This window comes from Paenibacillus sp. J22R3 (assembly GCF_056269305.1).
This window is the reverse complement of sequence record NZ_JBWDNS010000001.1, coordinates 828,733-846,704: the sequence shown is the minus strand read 5'-3', so window position 1 is coordinate 846,704 and position 17,972 is coordinate 828,733. Positions and strand designations below refer to the sequence as shown.

The 17,972-nt window shown below is 45.0% G+C and carries 16 protein-coding genes and 2 pseudogenes; 9 read left to right on the top strand and 9 right to left on the bottom strand.

All coding sequences use genetic code 11. The features are described 5' to 3' along the window. Positions 1-14 precede the first annotated feature (14 nt). Positions 15-1,091, bottom strand: coding sequence for a tyrosine recombinase XerS (xerS, locus tag AC0YN4_RS03785; protein ID WP_475779984.1), 1,077 nt, complete (start codon positions 1,089-1,091; stop codon positions 15-17). 176 nt (positions 1,092-1,267) lie between these two features. Here xerS and AC0YN4_RS03780 point away from each other — a divergent pair, with 176 nt between their 5' ends. From AC0YN4_RS03780 to AC0YN4_RS03755, 6 genes are all read left to right on the top strand, one after another. Next, entirely contained in the window at positions 1,268-1,630 is a 363-nt protein-coding gene (locus tag AC0YN4_RS03780) for a GntR family transcriptional regulator (protein ID WP_090975588.1), read from the top strand. A gap of 9 nt (positions 1,631-1,639) precedes the next feature. After that, entirely contained in the window at positions 1,640-2,533 is an 894-nt protein-coding gene (locus AC0YN4_RS03775) for an ABC transporter ATP-binding protein (protein ID WP_475835196.1), read from the top strand. Further along, entirely contained in the window at positions 2,530-3,219 is a 690-nt protein-coding gene (locus AC0YN4_RS03770) for a hypothetical protein (RefSeq protein WP_475835195.1), read from the top strand. Before AC0YN4_RS03775 ends, AC0YN4_RS03770 begins: the two co-directional genes overlap by 4 nt. Before the next feature lie 135 nt (positions 3,220-3,354). Beyond that, positions 3,355-4,011 carry a cell wall hydrolase gene (locus tag AC0YN4_RS03765; protein ID WP_475835194.1) on the top strand — a complete coding sequence of 219 codons (657 nt, stop codon included), beginning with the start codon at positions 3,355-3,357 and terminating at the stop codon, positions 4,009-4,011. 239 nt (positions 4,012-4,250) lie between these two features. Further along, on the top strand, positions 4,251-5,672 hold the full coding sequence (locus AC0YN4_RS03760; protein ID WP_475779988.1) for an immunoglobulin-like domain-containing protein: 1,422 nt from the start codon (positions 4,251-4,253) through the stop codon (positions 5,670-5,672). Between the two features lie 151 nt (positions 5,673-5,823). Further along, entirely contained in the window at positions 5,824-6,387 is a 564-nt protein-coding gene (locus AC0YN4_RS03755; protein WP_475835193.1) for an NUDIX domain-containing protein, read from the top strand. A gap of 91 nt (positions 6,388-6,478) precedes the next feature. On the opposite strand, the gene AC0YN4_RS03750 is transcribed toward AC0YN4_RS03755, so the two are convergent. Beyond that, a complete protein-coding gene (locus AC0YN4_RS03750) occupies positions 6,479-6,964 on the bottom strand; it encodes a C40 family peptidase (protein WP_475779990.1) in 486 nt (161 codons plus the stop codon). Positions 6,965-7,218: 254 nt separating this feature from the next. Here AC0YN4_RS03750 and msrA point away from each other — a divergent pair, with 254 nt between their 5' ends. Beyond that, the gene (gene msrA, locus AC0YN4_RS03745; RefSeq protein ID WP_475835192.1) at positions 7,219-8,205 is read left to right on the top strand and encodes a peptide-methionine (S)-S-oxide reductase MsrA; all 987 of its coding nucleotides are present in this window, start codon (positions 7,219-7,221) and stop codon (positions 8,203-8,205) included. 123 nt (positions 8,206-8,328) lie between these two features. On the opposite strand, the gene AC0YN4_RS03740 is transcribed toward msrA, so the two are convergent. Next, the gene (locus AC0YN4_RS03740) at positions 8,329-9,531 is read right to left on the bottom strand and encodes an MFS transporter (RefSeq protein WP_475779992.1); all 1,203 of its coding nucleotides are present in this window, start codon (positions 9,529-9,531) and stop codon (positions 8,329-8,331) included. A gap of 156 nt (positions 9,532-9,687) precedes the next feature. Here AC0YN4_RS03740 and AC0YN4_RS03735 point away from each other — a divergent pair, with 156 nt between their 5' ends. Continuing rightward, positions 9,688-10,269, top strand: coding sequence for a TetR/AcrR family transcriptional regulator (locus AC0YN4_RS03735; RefSeq protein WP_475779993.1), 582 nt, complete (start codon positions 9,688-9,690; stop codon positions 10,267-10,269). Positions 10,270-10,413: 144 nt separating this feature from the next. On the opposite strand, the gene AC0YN4_RS03730 is transcribed toward AC0YN4_RS03735, so the two are convergent. The 3 genes and pseudogenes from AC0YN4_RS03730 to AC0YN4_RS03720 form a co-directional block, all read right to left on the bottom strand. After that, positions 10,414-10,890 (bottom strand): hypothetical protein, encoded by a 477-nt coding sequence (locus AC0YN4_RS03730; protein ID WP_475835191.1) that lies wholly within the window; start codon positions 10,888-10,890, stop codon positions 10,414-10,416. Positions 10,891-10,940: 50 nt separating this feature from the next. Next, positions 10,941-11,132, bottom strand: a pseudogene (locus AC0YN4_RS03725) (immunity protein Imm33 domain-containing protein); the annotation flags it as partial. After that, positions 11,078-11,413, bottom strand: coding sequence for a hypothetical protein (locus AC0YN4_RS03720; RefSeq protein ID WP_475835573.1), 336 nt, complete (start codon positions 11,411-11,413; stop codon positions 11,078-11,080). The gene AC0YN4_RS03720 and the pseudogene AC0YN4_RS03725, both read right to left, overlap by 55 nt. A gap of 673 nt (positions 11,414-12,086) precedes the next feature. Here AC0YN4_RS03720 and AC0YN4_RS03715 point away from each other — a divergent pair. Beyond that, a pseudogene (locus tag AC0YN4_RS03715) lies at positions 12,087-13,298 on the top strand (IS110 family RNA-guided transposase). Between the two features lie 834 nt (positions 13,299-14,132). On the opposite strand, the gene AC0YN4_RS03710 reads toward AC0YN4_RS03715, so the two are convergent. The 3 genes from AC0YN4_RS03710 to AC0YN4_RS03700 form a co-directional block, all read right to left on the bottom strand. Next, positions 14,133-14,705, bottom strand: a complete 573-nt coding sequence (locus AC0YN4_RS03710) for a hypothetical protein (protein WP_475835190.1) — start codon at positions 14,703-14,705, stop codon at positions 14,133-14,135. A 310-nt stretch (positions 14,706-15,015) separates the two neighbouring features. Beyond that, entirely contained in the window at positions 15,016-15,978 is a 963-nt protein-coding gene (locus tag AC0YN4_RS03705; protein WP_475835189.1) for a toll/interleukin-1 receptor domain-containing protein, read from the bottom strand. Positions 15,979-16,135: 157 nt separating this feature from the next. Then, positions 16,136-17,965, bottom strand: a complete 1,830-nt coding sequence (locus tag AC0YN4_RS03700) for a hypothetical protein (RefSeq protein WP_475835188.1) — start codon at positions 17,963-17,965, stop codon at positions 16,136-16,138. Between the last annotated feature and the right edge of the window lie 7 nt (positions 17,966-17,972).

The following is a 17,972-nucleotide window of genomic DNA, read 5'->3' as shown; positions in this document are numbered from 1 at the left end:
GGCTTTCCTTATGGTTATTTCGGGCGGTCGATAGCTTCGGCCATTGTTTTGTCCGTTAGGTGCGCGTAAATTTGCGTTGTTTCCGGCGAGGCGTGACCGAGCTGCTCCTGCGTCTTGTATAGGTCGTTGCGCAGATAATAGTCGGTCGCGAAGGAATGACGCAGCTTATGTACCGAGAGGTATGGTTTGCCGAATCGCTTGGCATATTTGATGACCATCTCTTGTATGGCTCGCTTCGTCATGCGAGAGCCTTCCTTCTTGCCATTCGGAATGGCGAGAAATAGCGCTTTCTCTCGTTTCGGTGCTTTGTACTGGGAATCCCGTTGCGACATATACAGCTGAAGATCACGCATCGCCTCCTGACGGAAATAAACCGGCGTCTTAAACGTGTCGTCATTCTTACCTTTACGATACACATAGAGCAGTCGCTTCTTCAAATCAATATCATCGACGTTCATATTGAACACTTCAGATACGCGCAGGCCGGAGTTGAGGATAAGACTCACAATGGAAGTATCGCGTGTGCGGTTGTTCGTATACGAGTATAGCGCTTGTTTGTTCGTGGCGATCTCCATGCCGTAATCCTCATTGATGTAGCGGATAAATTCATCAATCTCCTGCTCCTGCAGCAGCTTGCCTTCGAGCTTAGCTGCTGTATCCTTTGGTTTAGATGTTCGTTTGATCGATACCTTCGCCATCACGTTGCGTTTCAACAGCGGATAGAATTGTTCATCCTCGGCAATTTGGCTCAAATAATGAAAGAGCGAGCGAAGGGAGGAAAGCTTGCGGGATATGGTCGTTCTGCTGTTGGCTTGCTGTTGGCGGGTGGCCAGGAACATTTTGAAATGATCGATACTGTCCATATGCAGTCGTTCCAGCTCAATCAGCTCTACATCGCGCAGCGTCGGTCCGGCAGCCAATCCTTCCGCAAGCAACCAAGATAGAAACGCATCATAATCCCGTACATATTCAAGGAGCGAAGAGGGCGAGAGGTCAGGAAGTTTATAGTTAATGAATTTCTCAATATACCAGGGCATTGATGGCGTCCTGCGGTCAAGCTCCTGTCGATCTTTGATTTTGATAATATTCATGCGCAGCCACCTCCATTATTTCTCATTTTAAAGCAGTAGGTGGTCAAAGTAAACCGCGCATTGGAACGAATGTTCGCACTGGGCGAAAGCGGAAATTCATAACGCCTACTTGACGAATCAGTTCGTTGCTTATATAGTTAGTTACATGAGTAACTAACCGATGTGGTGGTGTAGCGATGAGTATCAAAATCGATGACAGCCGTCCCATATTCGTCCAGATTGCAGAACGAATTGAGGATGACATTATTGGAGGCGGAATGCCGGAGGAGTCCCAAGTACCTTCGACGAATCAGTTTGCAGCCTTCTACGGTATTAATCCGGCCACAGCAGCTAAAGGCGTGAATCTGCTTGTCGATGAAGAGATTCTATATAAGAAACGGGGAATTGGCATGTTTGTCGCGACCGGTGCTAAAGCGAAGCTGATGGAGAAGCGGAAAGAGCAATTTTTCGAGCAATATGTCGTAACGATGATTCAAGAAGCAGAGAAGCTTGGCATTACGATCGAACAATTAACGGATATGATCCGCAGGAGAGGATGAGTCTGACTTATGAAGACAGTTATTGATGCAAAGCACTTAACGAAGATGTTCGGGAACGATAAGGCAATCGATGATATCAGCTTCCATATTGAAGAGAACAAGATTTATGGGCTGCTCGGACGCAATGGTGCAGGCAAAACTACCATCATGCATATGATAACCGCACAATTGTTCCAAACCAGCGGTGAGCTTAAAGTGTTCGGTGAAGAGCCGTATGAGAACAATCGCGTGCTGCGTCAAATTTGTTTTATTAAAGAGAGTCAGAAGTACCCGGATAACTTCAAAGTGGTGGATGTATTAGAGACGGCTGCTTTATTTTTCCCCCTATGGGATGGTGCCTATGCGCGTGAGCTGGTTGCGGAATTCAAGCTTCCCATGAAGCGCAGAGTGAAGAAACTATCCCGAGGCATGCTGTCAGCCGTCGGTATTATTGTTGGTCTTGCAAGCCGCGCGCCGATCACGATATTCGATGAGCCTTACTTGGGGCTGGATGCCGTTGCTCGGACGATTTTCTACGATCGGCTTATGGAGGACTACGCGCTCCATCCGCGCACAATCATTCTGTCGACACATCTCATTGATGAAGTCAGCCGATTGCTGGAGCATATCATTGTCATCAATGAAGGCAAATTGCTGCTTAATGAGGAAGCCGATTCGCTTCGAGGCCGTGCTTATACGGTTACCGGTCCCATAGCCAAGATCGAATCCTATACCGCGAATAAGAAAGTCATTCACAGTGAGGGAATAGGCGGTTATCGGTCCGCAACGATCTATGGCAGCTTGGTAGCGAGTGATCAGAAGGCTGCAGAAGCATTGGGATTGGACATTTCAACGGTGACCATTCAGCAGTTGATTGTCTATCTGACGAGCGATCAATCGCGTAAAGAGGTGAAGCTAGGATGAACATGGTACAAAACGTAGTCAAAATGTATGCAAGAGACAAGTGGGGCTGGTTTATTCTGCCTTGGGTCATTCTGTTTTCCAGTTTTCTTGTAAACCTGTTTATTGCCGCATTCCTTCCGGTGGATGAGCAAATCGTTACCGGCGGACTGATGTCGATCTTTATCTATATGATGGTAATTGGCATTGTTTCGTTGTCACAGACGTTCCCATTCGCGCTGGGGCTAAGCGTCAGAAGGCGGGACTTCTTCTTAGGCTCGATGCTTATGATTTCATTGCTTAGCGCTGCGATTTCTATCATCTTGTGCATGCTTTCTTATATTGAAGGAAGTGTCATTGATGGCTGGGGAGTACGGTTGTCTTTCTTCCATCTGCCCTACATTTCGGACGGTAACGTCCTTGCGCAGTTCGTCATCTTCTTCTCGTGTATGATCTCGCTTTATATGACGGGTTTCCTATGTGCCAGCGTTCATCGTCGTTTCGGACGAAATGGGATGTACGTATTTTCGATCGTTTCAGTTCTTGTGATAACCGTAATTCTTTATGTCATTAAATACTTGGAGTGGTGGTCTCCGATCTTCGATTTCCTCGGTGATCATTCAGCAGTTCAGTTTGCCGTTATGCTCTTACCATTAGCGGTTTGCCTGTCATGCGTGTCGTACTTACTGCTGCGAAGAGCGACAGTGTGAGCTAGTCGTCGGTTGTAATCCGTATAGGATGAGAGATTTTTAAGTTCATTAGAAATTCCCCTTAATCCGTATGGCAGGTGTTGATTTATGTTACAATCAGCCTCATACCAAACGATATGGAGGGGTTTCTACACCATGGTAAGTCACAAAAGAATCGCGGCAGCGCTAGTGTTCTTCGTGCTTCTATCGGGAGGCTCGTTATACAGCACCCAAGCACATGCTGCAGCAGCGCCAACACTCAAAGCAGGAAGTCAGGGCGGAGATGTATCGGATCTACAGTTCCGATTGCAGGCACTCGGCTACTACAAAGACAAAATCACGACCACATACGGCATGTCGACGCGCAATGCAGTTGCAAACTTTCAGCGTGCTAATGGCATTACCAGTGATGGAATCGCCGGTCCCCAGACATGGGCGAAGCTGAAGAAGCTTTCGGTTAACAAGCCTGAGCTATCAAAGCTTGCCCGTATTATTTACTCGGAAGCGCGTGGTGAGGTGTATAAAGGTCAGGTTGCCGTAGGCGCAGTCGTCATGAATCGGTTGAAATCGCCGCTGTTTCCGAAGAACTTAACCGAAGTGATCATGCAGCCCTATGCCTTCACCGCTGTAGCAGATGGTCAGTATTGGCTGTTGCCGAACAACACCGCATTCCTAGCCGCTAAGGACGCAGTTCGAGGATGGGATCCGACAAAAGAAGCGCTGTATTACTACAATCCGATTACAGCCAAATCGAAATGGATTCTCACTCGTAAAGTGACAACGAAGATTGGAAGCCATGTTTTCGCGATTTAATCGAAGCAAACCGCCCTTTGTAGGCGGTTTTTTTATCCCCATTTTGCCTGCAACAAATGGTGAAGATCAACCGTCTGAAGGTTAGATGAAAACGACGGAGTCGCAAATGCGCCATTTCCATACAGTTAACGACAGTAAATGAAATTTATTCCTAAACGGCCCCCGCAAACATACCCATGGCGACGAAATGTATCTGTAGTGAGCGTTTTCACTAATTTATGGTGTAGGGAGAGAGGTTCATGAAGAAGTGGACAGTAATCATGCTTGTCCTTTCCATGTGTCTACTTGGCAGCAGCACCGCACTCGCACATGGGAATAGCCACGACAGTGGCAACGATAGTCGCCAGCAGCAATTGCAGTCTTGTAAAGATGCTGTGAATCGCCTGAATGCAGTTCTGGTTAAAGTAAAGAATGAGCGTACACGTGCAATCCTCAAGCGAATGATTGCAAGTTTCAAAGCGGAATGTGAGTCCGGCACTAATGGCGACAGTACGTATCAGAAAGATCTAGCGAAAGTGAATGCCGACAAGAACGCACTGTCCATTCAATTCATTGGTAATGACAATGCTAAATCCGTAACACTGCCGGTCATTCTTAGTTCCAAAGGTAAGAACGGTTCTGCTATTACTTGGACTTCCAGCAATACTTCAATCCTAGCGAGTAATGGATTACTGCTTAATCGACCAGATAGTAACGATGTTGCGATCGATCTAACGGCAACTATTCGCTCTGGTAACGCCCAAGCAACCAAGACGTTCCGCATCATTATCAAATCTACTGCTCCCGAAATGTCCGATATCGATCGAGTGAAGAAGGATTATGCAGCATTGTCGATCGTATTCGGCGGTTCTGACACCATCGATAGTGTTACTCAACCGTTCAAAGAACTTCCGAGTAAAGGTGTGAACGGCTCTACAGTGACTTGGGAATCGACGTTGCCTTCCGTTATTTCCAATGATGGTAAGAAAGTAGTTCGACCGCCGACCGGCTCAGGCAGCACAATAGTCATTTTTACGGCACAAATTAGATCCGGCAGCTACAAAGAGACGAAGGTATTTATCGTCAAGGTCAAAGAACAAATGCCTGATGCACAACGAGTTGCGGCGGATAAAGCAGCGCTTCAAATTGATTTTGGCGGATCGGACTCTGCAGGCCGTGTAACCCGTCCGGTCGATGCATTTCCAGCTTACGGCGTGAATGGTTCTTCGATTAAATGGATGTCGAGTTCAACTGCCGTATTGTCCGATGACGGCAAAACGCTTCACCGGCCGGCGGCGAGTACAGGAGATACCTTCGTTCTTGTGTCTGCGGTCATCACAAGCGGATCTGCGGTCGATGTGAAACAGTTTACGTTGACCGTGAAGGCTGAGTATACAAGTACGGAGAAGGTCGCTGCAGATAAAGCTGATCTTGCAATTACTTATAAAGATTCCGACAATGCCGGATATGTCACAAAGCCTCTCGGACTTCCTTCTAAGGGCTACTACGGCAGCTCAATCATTTGGTATTCGAGCAACACCTCGGTATTGTCAGACAACGGAACCGTATTGCACCGTCCCGCACATGGTCAAGGTGATATTACCGTGAATTTGACCGCTTTTGTAAGCAATAACGGCATTGGCGATGTTAAAGTGTTCACGGTAACTGTAAAGCAGCAATAATAGGGGTTAGACTTTCGAATTGATCCTCTTGCAACTATTGAACTCTTGACCGACTGGCGCTATGATTAACGAAGCTGAATGGGGATATGAACGTCTCTCTGCAGCTCGAATGATGGCAATTCGATATCGGACAATTCGGGAGAGTTCATTAATGGGGATTAATTATTGTTTAACTTGTGGGGCTCCGCTTGAAGTCAGAGATGTAGATGGTACGTCTCGTAAAGCATGCACGGCTGATGGATGCAATTTCGTGCATTGGGGTAATTACAGTGTCGGTGTCGGCGCATTGGTTGTGCGAAACGAGAAGGTACTTCTTGTTCGCCGGGCTCAAGAACCGGGTAAAGGGTATTGGACGAATCCCGGCGGCTATATCGAACAGCATGAGCTCATTCATGAAACGATTAAGCGCGAAGTAATGGAAGAAGCCGGCGTGGAAGCAGAGGTTCGTAATATCGTTGCCGTCCGCGATCATCCGAGAAACATTCATAATGTCTATCTTGCATTTGCAATGGATTATATTTCCGGTGAGCCGGTTCCGGATGGTGTCGAAGTCGATGCTGCAGGCTTCTACAGCTTGCAAGAGATGGAAACGATGAATGTGGCTGGGTTCACGAAGTGGTTGGTCGATGTAGCGCTGCATGGTCAAGGCGAAGGTTTGAAGGAAGACAAAGAACCGATCGTGCAATTCGACGGTTATGGGTTGTTCCGAGTTTAAATCGGTCTCGGTCTAGTGAGAATGAAAAAGAGCCTGATAAGAGGAGATGCGGACCGATTCCGTATACCATCTTAACAGGCTCTTTGTTTGATTAACTGAGGACGCGTCTTGCCGTAACGAATGATTTCTTCCAATAGCCTGTCGACATATCAGAGATCTTCACACTTTTACCGGCACTATGCAAAATCTTATTATCTCCGGCATAGATCGCGACGTGGCTAATACCGATTCCATTGGTGTTGAAGAAGACCAGGTCTCCTACACTTAAGTAGCCTTTAGCGATTTTCTTGCCTTTGGCTGATTGATCGGAAGATGAGCGAGGAAGAGAAATATCGAAATTATCATATACATACTGGGTAAACGACGAGCAATCGAATGCATTGGTCATATATGGGATCGCACCGTATAGATAGGGAGTACCTATGTATGTCTCACCGTAAGTGATCAATTCTTTCGACTTCTCCGTTGCAGCGCTTGCTTGTGTTGCCGTGCTTAGCGAAAGTGCAGTAAATCCAACCGTGGCGCAAAGGCTCACACTTAGGATGCTCTTGAGTAAACGTTTGTTAGTTGCTATCATCTGTTTATTCCCTCCAGCTCTTCAAGGTGCCATTTGTCTTTACACACTATAACACACTTCCAAAACACCCTTTTTACACCATTAGGAGTCAACTGTGAGTGTACTATAGGGATATTAGTCTTTATGAGAATTACGTGAGAAATTTCTCATGTTTGAAGGCGAATAAATGAGAACGGCGTCGTTTGGAATGAAGGCCCGGCTTTGATATGATAGAAACAGAGTAAAATCGACAATGTGAAAGGGGATTCCTGGCCATGGCAGATCAAGTGAATACGACGAATAACGAGTCTTCGAGCAATGTGGAACAAGCGACCTTCGCCGGTGGCTGTTTCTGGTGTATGGTGACTCCTTTCGAGGAGCAGCCCGGTATTATCAGTGTGATTTCCGGTTATATGGGCGGTCATACGGAGAACCCAACCTATGAAGAAGTGTGTTCAGAAACGACAGGACACGCTGAAGTGGTTCAGATTACATTCGATTCCTCGATTTATCCTTATGAGAAATTGCTTGATGTTTACTGGAGACAAATCGACCCGACAGATGCCGGAGGTCAATTCCATGATCGCGGCAATTCGTACCGGACTACGATCTTCTACCATAGTGAAGAACAGCGTGTGATTGCGGAGCGTTCCAAGGTTGAATTAGGACAAAGCGGTCGATTCGATAAGCCGATTGCAACGTTAATCGTTGCGGCAACGCCATTCTATCCGGCAGAGGATTATCACCAAGGCTATCATCATAAGAATCCGCTTCGTTACCGGATGTACCGTGAAGGGTCAGGACGTGATTCGTTTATTAAGAGTCACTGGAATACGAAGGAAGATCGTGAAGCAAGACGCGAGAAGCTGACGCCGATTCAGTATGAAGTCACTCAGAATAACGGGACTGAAGCGCCTTTCGAGAATGAATATTGGGATTTTAACGGGGAAGGTATTTACGTGGATATCGTATCCGGAGAACCGTTGTTCAGTTCAGCGGATAAATTCGATGCACACTGCGGATGGCCTAGCTTCACCAAACCACTAGTAGGCGGCAATGTGAAGGAAAAGCAGGATTTGAGCCACCGCATGATTCGTACGGAAGTACGAAGCGTGAACGCGGATTCGCATTTGGGTCATGTGTTCAATGACGGTCCGGGGCCAACGAAGCTGCGGTATTGCATCAATTCTGCGTCGCTGCGGTTTGTTCCGAAGGAAGACATGGAGCAAGAAGGTTACGGGTATTTGTTGAATTCGGTATAAGTGGCGTTGTGAATGGTTTACATAACTATTGTTAAGTAAACAAAGTGGTAAGGCAGAAAAAAACTCTCGATCGAAGCAGCGGTTAACGCGCGCTTGTGGTCGAGAGTTTTTTTGTTGTCCCAATCAAGATTTGGACTTGGTTTCGGTTAAGAAATAAAGGAAAGCTAGTACAGGCATCGCTCCGCCTACACATGTACTCCATACCCAACCGCCATGCGCATAGGATAATCCTCCTAAGAACGAACCAAATGCTCCGCCAATGAAGAAAATGGCCATAAACAACCCGTTTAATCTTCCTCGAGCTTCATTCCCGAGTGAGTAGATGATTCTCTGACTGGTGACCAGATTGGCGGAAACCGCCATATCCAGCGTAATCGCCACAAGGAAAAGCAGTGCTAGCGATAAGTGCGACTTGTCATGAAATATGGCAATGAGTAGGTAAGATACAATCGCAGTCACGATGGCTGTAATGGTAATGGTTTTGGTGAACCCTCTGTCAGCCCATCTACCACCGATCGGTGCAGCGATGGCTCCAGCCACTCCGACCAAGGCGAACAATGCGATCCCTTGTTGGGACATACCATACTCATCTGCCAGTCGAAGGGGAACCGTCGTCCAGAAGAGGCTGAAAGATCCGAACAGGCAGGCTTGGTAAATGGCTCGACGCCGTAAGATCGGATACTGCTTCAAAAGTTGGATTAAGGAAGCAACAAGCCGACTGTAGCTTAATTTACTTTCTGGGTTTCTCGTTGGCAATGCACGTGCCAGCATGATTGCTAACAATGCCATGAGAACAGCTGAAAGAACAAATATCGTCCGCCATCCCCAAAGTCCGGCCACAAGACTGGAAATCGGTCGAGCCAGCATGATACCAAGTAATAATCCACTCATGACGTTGCCGACAACTCGGCCGCGCTGCTGTTCGCTCGACATGGATGCAGCAAGCGGGACTAGAATTTGAGCAACAACCGAACCAGATCCGATTAATAAGGCAGCAGTCAGGAAAAGAACGGCACCGGGAGAAACAGCGGCCAGAATCAAAGCCAAGACGACAACGAGTAATGAACTGACGATGAGCCGACGATTCTCAAGCTTATCGCTCAGTGGAACGATAAAGAGTAGACCAGACACATAGCCGATTTGTGTAAATGTAACGATTAAGCCGGCTACACCAGACGGTAATCCAAGCGCTTTGCTAATGGGACCAACAAGAGTCTGAGAATAGTAAAGATTAGCGACGACAAGACCACATGCGACAGCTAAGATAATCATCATGGCTGATGAGATATTGTTCGGTTGTTTTGAAGCAGCCTTACTGTTACTCATGATAATGGATGCTCCTCTCTAAAAGATGCATAATTTTGTATTAAGTGAACGTATCGTTTACTTATTATGTGGATATCAATATATACTGAACGGAGCGTTTTGTAAATACGTCGAATTCCTATATACTGAAGTCAAAGGATTGAAAGAGGGATCGAAATGGCTCAAAAAGGACGCCCCAGAGACGTAAAGCTTCAGCATGCAATATTATCCGTTGCTTATGAGCTGCTTCTCGAAATGGGCTATGAAGCTGTAACCGTAGAGAAAATCGCTGAAAAGGCCGGCGTAAGCAAAGCGACCATTTATAAATGGTGGCCGAACAAAGCAGCTGTTGTTGCGGACGGTTTCTTGGAAGCTGCAACAAGTCATTTGCCGGTTCCAGATACGGGATCCGTCATGGAAGATATCATCATTCATGCGACAAATTTAGCTTTATTTATGGAAAGCAAAGAAGGAAACATCATTGCTGAATTGATTGGTCAAGGCCAGATGGATCAGACATTAATGCAAGTGTTTCGAGAATACTATATCAAGCCAAGACGATTGGAATCAGCGATGATTATATCCAGAGGCATTAATCGCGGCGAACTCAGCAACAACCTGGATGTCAATTCCAGTATAAATTTGCTGTACGGACCGTTATTTTATTGTTTGTTAGTTACGGGCGAATCATTTACGGCGGACAAAGTTAAAGCGTTAATATTGATGGCGTTTAATGGATTGAGGAGTTTGGAGGATTAAGGTTTGTGGATGATAAAAAAGAATGAGGATTAAAGTTTGTGGAGATAAAAAAGAATGTATTTAATTAAGAAGAAGTCGAGAACAATTAATAACAGCAGACATTCATTGGCGGCGGCTGTATTACTACTTCACAAAACCCGTATTTTATACATATGTCACCGTCAAGCAAAAATGCATACTTCCGTTAACTGTGTGAAATCTAAAGTTTAATTCGCCTATACTATCCGTCGTACGGATAATTTCACAATTTTCATTGCCGGAATTCGGGTTTGGCAGACAAACACCAAGTCCGCTCACGACAAGCGTGACGAAATTAGGGCGTGCCTCCTCCAGAGTGAAAATTAAATAATCGGTGATATGCAGCACGCCGTAACGTACGTCGCCATAGATGGCCCACCTTGGATTTCGCGGGTCTAGGGCATGTGCTGCTTTTATTGAATCATTTACTCTTAAACTGAGCTCAGCTACGAATGTACCTGGATAGAAGTCATAATCTAAGTACAAATTGAGACCACTGTTATCAATCAACTTATACGTTCCACAATAGTGTCCTGCCGGACATCCCGTACAGACTAAGGAAGGCACGCTTAGCGTTCCTCTCCCGATTCTGGCGCTTCGCATCGAGCCCGTGTTCGTTACTTTTGCGTTTATCAAAAAAATGATTTCATAATTTAAGAGTTTAAGTACGTATCCCAATCATAGTCATTTATCTTAACAAACTTTCCTGTTTTCCAGTCACGTTCATAAGCACAGAGAGGATTATCATTAACAAATGTTAATAATGAATCATCAATATTCAAAGCAACCCCTATTGAAACATATTGGAAGTTATTGGAAATAGAGTTATATCCATCAGGCTCATAACCGCTAAATAGCGTCCAACCTGAATCATTTCCATCCTTCGGTTCATCTTTAAGGAGAAATTAAACTCATTTCTCTCTAAAACATCGTTACTAATGACAATTTTTATATCAAGAAAATAGTCCCACTTATCTCCTTCTGGGTCATCAAGTTGAGTATCACATACATGCTCACAAGAAAATTGAACTTCTTGTCCGACACTAAGCCCACTAATATAAATGGGAATATTAGTTAGCAGACCTTTAAAAGTATTTTCTTTTCTCTCAGAAATCTCAACCCACATTCTTTCACCAGAATACTCATCGTGTTCTTCATCTGACAAAAAAATCAACTTAACAAGGTCGCCGACTTTCAGGAGATTTATTACCCCTGGGCTCGGTAAATAAAAAGTATAAGGCGATTCTGTATTCCTTTCATATACACTATCAAGAGTCCATGTCATTCTGATTCCGCCTTTAACAATGTCTAATATTTAAATTATACAGTCACAAGGAAAAACATATCTACAATTACCTAAATTATAATTCAACTTTAAAAATTGATGTATTGGGGGAATTTCGAGAGAAATACAAAAACCGCCTGCCAGAATATCTTCTGTTAGACGGTGAATAGCGAGAACCAATGGAACCATGTCCCACTGGAGAGTCGGACGGCCATAACAGAAAGTAAACATTAGACCTATCTTTGTTAAGCTACTCTGCCCGTTCGTATTATGAGGTCAGCCAGTTTTTACTGGTTGACCTCTTTTGTCTTTAAGAGGTTTAGTACGGGTAGCCGGGGTAGAACGTCTCTGCCCGTGGGGTTTAACCCCGTGCGCTAAACTGTTCACCCCCTACTTGTAGAAACATGTTTGAGGCTGGTTGGGACAATGATCCCGAATAACAAGCGAAGCTATGACACTACAAGCGGGACTAGGGGCTACCGGCGAATCTAATGAAGTGAAGGTGATACAAACGATGAATCCAGTAGTTGGACTGTACATTGCTAAGGGAGAAAGTCAAGGCCAAGCCTTTCTAGATAAAGGTCAGCCTTACGGTAAGAGCTTTACCGTCCCTCATACTCGTGAAGGTTTAGAGGCTTTCTATTCGTTCTTACGACTCATTGAGGAGCAAACAGATCAAAAACCCATGGTTATCTTAGAAGCAACAGGTCACTATCATCTCCCAGTTACTCGCTTCTTGGAGGATCATAATTACTTGTTTGTCGTGGTTAATCCGATGCTGTCTTTTCAGGCCAAGAAAGCCTCCAGTTTGCGCAAGGTTAAGACCGATGCAGTTGACGCCTACGCTCTATGTGAACTGTTCTACAAAGAGGACTTTGAACGACACAAAACTAGAGGTGTTCAGCTGCTAAACCTACGTAACTTAACAAGGCAGCACGATGCAATTACGGGTCTCTACATTCAAGTTAAACTGCAATTCCAAGCTGTCTTAGATCAGGTTTTTCCTGAGTATAAAGGTGTTTTTGGGGACTTACACTCTGCGGTATCGCTAAATACGTTGTTGGCATTTCCGACTTCTGACGCTGCTCTTAAAGCCGGGAAAACGAATATTGCAGAGAAGATTGCACTCTTATGTATACGCCGATCTGAGAACTGGGCACGGTCAAAAGCGGAAGCTCTGCTGGCTGCAGCTGAACGGAATCCCTTTCGAAATGCACCGTTTCACAGCCATCTCATTAGTCTTGAAATGTACGTTAGCATGTTACTTCATTATCGAGAGCATCTAACCGCCCTGGAATAGCAAATGGATGCCCTCGCTAATGAATTGGAAGAATATCAGATTATCCAATCGATTCCCGGTATCGGTGAAAAAATCGCTGCAACGATTATTTCGGAAATCGGTGAAATCGATCGGTTTAATCACCCGAAAAAATTGGTTGCCTTCGCTGGTGTAGATCCTAGCGTTCATATGTCGGGGAAATTCACGGCAACGATCAATCGAATTACTAAACGAGGCTCCAGTAGGCTTCGGCACACCTTATTCTTGGCCGTCCTTTGCAGCTTGCGGCGATCCGGCAGCAAGAAAATGAAGGCATTTTACGACAAAAAGATCGCTGAAGGTAAGCCTTACAAAGTCGCCATGATTGCATGCGTGAACAAGCTACTGCACTGGTTATTCGCATTGCTCAAGCGCAAAGTGACCTTCATCGACCTGGATTTAGCCTAAGTAACCAACACAAGAAAAACCTTCCAACGTAATTTCGGAGGGTTCTTTGTCTTGCTCAAATTCTAGTATAGCAGTAATTTTTAGAGCTTCTAATGAAAAATGTTGACAAGATATTAGCTGGTTTAGCTCAACAGATTACAGGCCAGCCGGCTGCTTGTTGGGATTCGGACAATGTTCTTGTCACCAATCGGGAATCGGATCAAGTTCTTGTCATCGCAAAATGACAAGAACTTGATCCGATAACTAAAAAAGCCCGCGTTTTATGCGAACTTCATTCGGACAATGTTCTTGTCAACCGACATTAGCTTAAAATAATCTGATGCTTTTTTAGCCGGTACGTTGCAACTTAGGACAGGTACTCTCCTTTTCTGCCAATATCACTACCACTTTACTTCCATTCCGCTCCCCAGTGCCGCAAGCCGTATGCGCTCCTCCTCGTCCGCCGGTACGTTGCAACTTAGGACAGGTACTCTCCTTTTCTGCCAATATCACTACCACTTTATCGATAGAACCCTCCGCATGGTGGAAGGAGAGGATTAGTCTTGCAAGATCGCTTCCTGCAAAATAGAAAATGTTTTTGACTCAAATCGTGTTGATGATCCGTTAATTACAGGCCAGTCAGCAGCTTTTCGGCAATCGGACAATGTTCTTGTTAATGCTGTAACAATGACGTTTTTCTCATCCTTTAACCTCTTTTCCATTTTTCCATATCGACGTCAAAAAACTTATTCACTGTATGGCTGAAAAACATATTGATTCCAATAAAATCTTGGCACAACGATTCGTAACGGTAATAATGCTTCTGTGCTTCTCCAATGGGCGTCAGATGAAATTTTAACGGATCGCTGTTTGGGATTTCGATTTCGTTGCTGTCAGAGACATGCTTATACCAGCGGCGGTAATTATTTGATGGCTTGTCAAAAACTCGTTTAACATTTGGATAATTTGGTTCGTCACATTATAAAGTTGGACTTGTTCTTTATTGCGTCTCCATCTTCCCCGCCTGGTTTCATTATCGAGAATTTTCATTTCGTTTCGGAAGAATTCGTACGTTTTATAATAGGAATTAAACGTCTCTTCAAAATTGTCACGTTCAAAATCAATATGATAAAGAGTCCGCTTCGTATCGAGAAACGATTTGACGGTTTTCTTGTACAGCTTTTCTGGATTATCAAAAAGCACATTAAACCCGCCCAAGCTGAGACGTTCGATTTTGAACACCCATTTATTGGTCATTATTCCGATCAGGACTATCGCTGCAATTAGTAACGGCACAGCGCCAAATAACAGTCCCGAGACCACTTTCATGTTCTTAACGAATCGGATGTTACTTAAAAAACTTAAATCAAAGAATACTGCACACAGCATTACTACCAAGATTATTAAAATCAGCAGCCAAAATACCAAGTTAATTTTCCTTTTCAAATCCATTCCCTCTCTCAACAAAAAAAGCATCATTTCTCGAAGAATGATTCCCGGTTCGGTTTCTCATGCTTTCATATCATCGTCCAGTTCCCGTACTAGCCTTATCAGGTATTGAGTCAGCTCATCGGCGTGCACCATATCGCCGGATCGCTTGGCCTGCCGCATGGACTCTTCTAGTCGCTTCCAGCATGAACGCTTCTCCCTCCCAGAACATGTCCGGCGATTGTGGCGCAATTTTATCTACCGTATGTCTTGTAGGACTATTTTTATCCCGCAAATATATCCACGCAACCTATAAATTGAATGTGCTTGTTGAAATTTTGATTAATGGCAATTCTTTTTGAGGATTCTTATTTGCAGAATTTAGTAAAACAATGATATCGTTCCGTATCTTATCTATTTCATCCATTTTTTCTAAAAGAGACTTTCTTGCCTCACTTTCATCCGATGGTATATGAGAATACATTGCATAAAAATTTTCATGATGATTGTAATTAGGATATGCACATTCGAAATTGTGGCGAAAATTAATAATTTTATTTTTTAGTCTAGATAACAAATATACTATCTGCGAAAAGGCATCACGATATTTTACAGTTCGAAAATTAGATACAGCATCTGTCTCGCGAAGCAGATTATGATTACGACTAAATAGTTTTCCAGTATTTATGGCTGCTTGTGTGTCATCAATTGCCTCTGCCAGCTCTCTTATGAAAAGTTCATAGATGCACGGTAATCTAAAAGCAGGGCGTTCAAAAGCATTAAGCAATTCTTCAAATAGACGCTGATCTTCCTGCATATGTATTGTTTCTAAAGTTTTTTCTGATCCTCTTTTTAATGAAATACCACGAAGAATCGATAAAAGTTGATCAAGAGATTGCTCATATTTTCCTTCATCCGAAAAATCTAAATACTTAATTCTCTTTAATGTAAATGGAATATCACAGGGTCTTCTGTATATTGGTATAATTGTCTTGTTTTTCGCTGATGGATCTTTTACAACAGCCGTTGATCTTTCCATTGTAACCCACTCAGAAGCAAGTGCTTGTGGAGATAACACAAGACCGATAAAGTGACTGTTTTCTAATGCGTTTTCTATTTCAATTGGAATATCAGCACCAGCTTCAATATCCCACTTATCAAAAAAAACCCGAAGCGGCCGACCATCTGTATTATTTTCAATATCGAAGGCTAATTTCTCTGTCCATGCTTTATCGGCTCCATTGTGGCTTAAAAAAATATCAAATTTATTCATTATTGAAGATCCTCCCTAAATTTATTAATTAGGCTATTTAGCTAGCAAAGTTGGATCCCAGTTTGAAAAATAGCTATACAAATCATGGCCCCCCTCTCTGCGTCTTATTAAAGCTAAATCTGTTTTTAAAGCGATGTTTGTCCATTGACAGTTTTCATTAATCTTTCGACTCAGCAACATCGAACCGAAGTCCGCTTGTTACGCCTCCACATTCAGCCGTTTTCCTTCTCCCAATCCAGAGATGTGTCGATCCGTCGATCCAGCGGGCGTACTGGTACGCCCTTGTGATGTGAACCCCTTCCCGCGGAACCTCCTTCTCTTCTATGATTAATGGCTTTATAGGCTCACTAGGGCCTGAAGGCTCCGGATTCAAAATACGCCCTCTCGGATGGATGGCTTGATTTGTCTCGGGATCCATCATAACCCCGCGACTTAGTCCTATCGTCCGTTCATGATCCGAATCGGCTGCCGGATTCTTTACAGGAATTAGAGGAAACCAGTGATCGGGCACGGTTGTGCTTAACTTGTATTCCAGTGGTCCGGTTCGTGGTACGGTCGAACCGGGGACCGCAGCTTCTCTCCTCAGCTCCTGGCGCTGCCGCCTTTCATTGTACTCCTCTTGGCGGTTCACCGGACGTCCGGACTGACCGGCTACAACAATCTCGATCCCCCAAGCCTGGTTCGCCATCTCATCTCTGAGCAGATGGACTTCTTCTATGGGCGGACCTTCAAGACTAGGACCTAGCACAGGAGGCAAGAAGAACAGATCTAGCGGATCGGTTGCTAAGACTTGTCCGGCTCGACTGTCTTGAGACAACTGAAACATGCGCCAGGCATTGCCTTGATCATCTATTTTGCTAGACGGATCAATACGTACCTCGTCACCGAACGCATTCCATACGTGAAGGGCTGAAATTCGGCAGACCGTGCCTACGTTCAAATCCACTGGAATCATAAAGAAGTCATTCCCATAGATCAGTGCAAATTCCAACATGAGCATTCTCGCAAGGTCGTCCGGTGGTCCATCAACGGCTCCAAAATTGACATCGGCGTTCTCGAACTCCCACCAGCGGGTAGACGGCGCTCCCTTAAAACCGACAGGTGACGGAAGAACCGAGCGCTCGATCGTCTCAACAGATCCAGTTCCAGATCCTGATGCATCAATGCCATTAAGACTCAACTGCCGATCGACGGAGAAGGAGTACCAGTCAAGCCGACCTTCCACGTATTCCGGAGCAACAAGCACCAGCTGGTTATTGTTAAACCCCGCAGATGCCGACATCGGTGCGGCTGCCGCAAACTCATATTCCATACGTTCTGCCGCCCATGCGCTAGAAAATCGCTGGTTATACACGCTATCGTACCAGGAGAGCCAGTCATGACATGCCTTCAATATTTGTTGCTGATCCGCTCGTTCGATCGCCGGTTGTAAGGGGAGCTTCGGCGCGCCTGCCGCCGGCCTAAGCGTATTGTTCAAATCGAAATATAGCTTTTGCCCGTTGACCGTGCGTGGGACCATTAAATCCATAAACCGCAGGCTGCCGCCATCAATTTTAGATCGCAAGTCTACGGGTAACTGATCGATCGGATACATGCTTATATAAGCATTACGATATTTTGGTCCCAGATCATTTAACAAACGGATAAAATGAAGTCCAGAATCGATCATCCATCTACAATTGTCCTCAACGGACGAAAAGAAACGTTCCTTCTCCGCCATGGTTTCTAGCGGCAGCTTTCGGTGATCGTAGCTTTCGACGTCGACTCCTCCCGGCAAACGGCCAGGAGCATAGAAGTTCAACGAGCTTTGCTCGGTTTCCAGCTTCGCCGCAACGGGAGAGCCGTTATCTTCGCCCTGGAATTCTCCAAATTGCCACTGACGGGCCAGCATCCATAGCGGATCGTGAATTCGGGCTTGCAAATTGATGTTGAGCGACGCGGTTCGTGCGCGAGGCTCCAAGCGGGACCATGTGGTAATCGAGGACATGGCAATC

Excerpts from the sequence above, each read along its gene's own strand:
- xerS (WP_475779984.1), bottom strand. The coding sequence starts at position 1,091 with ATGAATATTATCAAAATCAAAGATCGACAGGAGCTTGACCGCAGGACG.
- AC0YN4_RS03780 (WP_090975588.1), top strand. The coding sequence starts at position 1,268 with ATGAGTATCAAAATCGATGACAGCCGTCCCATATTCGTCCAGATTGCA.
- AC0YN4_RS03775 (WP_475835196.1), top strand. The coding sequence starts at position 1,640 with ATGAAGACAGTTATTGATGCAAAGCACTTAACGAAGATGTTCGGGAAC.
- AC0YN4_RS03770 (WP_475835195.1), top strand. The coding sequence starts at position 2,530 with ATGAACATGGTACAAAACGTAGTCAAAATGTATGCAAGAGACAAGTGG.
- AC0YN4_RS03765 (WP_475835194.1), top strand. The coding sequence starts at position 3,355 with ATGGTAAGTCACAAAAGAATCGCGGCAGCGCTAGTGTTCTTCGTGCTT.
- AC0YN4_RS03760 (WP_475779988.1), top strand. The coding sequence starts at position 4,251 with ATGAAGAAGTGGACAGTAATCATGCTTGTCCTTTCCATGTGTCTACTT.
- AC0YN4_RS03755 (WP_475835193.1), top strand. The coding sequence starts at position 5,824 with ATGGGGATTAATTATTGTTTAACTTGTGGGGCTCCGCTTGAAGTCAGA.
- AC0YN4_RS03750 (WP_475779990.1), bottom strand. The coding sequence starts at position 6,964 with ATGATAGCAACTAACAAACGTTTACTCAAGAGCATCCTAAGTGTGAGC.
- msrA (WP_475835192.1), top strand. The coding sequence starts at position 7,219 with ATGGCAGATCAAGTGAATACGACGAATAACGAGTCTTCGAGCAATGTG.
- AC0YN4_RS03740 (WP_475779992.1), bottom strand. The coding sequence starts at position 9,531 with ATGAGTAACAGTAAGGCTGCTTCAAAACAACCGAACAATATCTCATCA.
- AC0YN4_RS03735 (WP_475779993.1), top strand. The coding sequence starts at position 9,688 with ATGGCTCAAAAAGGACGCCCCAGAGACGTAAAGCTTCAGCATGCAATA.
- AC0YN4_RS03730 (WP_475835191.1), bottom strand. The coding sequence starts at position 10,890 with ATGCGAAGCGCCAGAATCGGGAGAGGAACGCTAAGCGTGCCTTCCTTA.
- AC0YN4_RS03720 (WP_475835573.1), bottom strand. The coding sequence starts at position 11,413 with ATGTGGGTTGAGATTTCTGAGAGAAAAGAAAATACTTTTAAAGGTCTG.
- AC0YN4_RS03705 (WP_475835189.1), bottom strand. The coding sequence starts at position 15,978 with ATGAATAAATTTGATATTTTTTTAAGCCACAATGGAGCCGATAAAGCA.
- AC0YN4_RS03700 (WP_475835188.1), bottom strand. The coding sequence starts at position 17,965 with ATGTCCTCGATTACCACATGGTCCCGCTTGGAGCCTCGCGCACGAACC.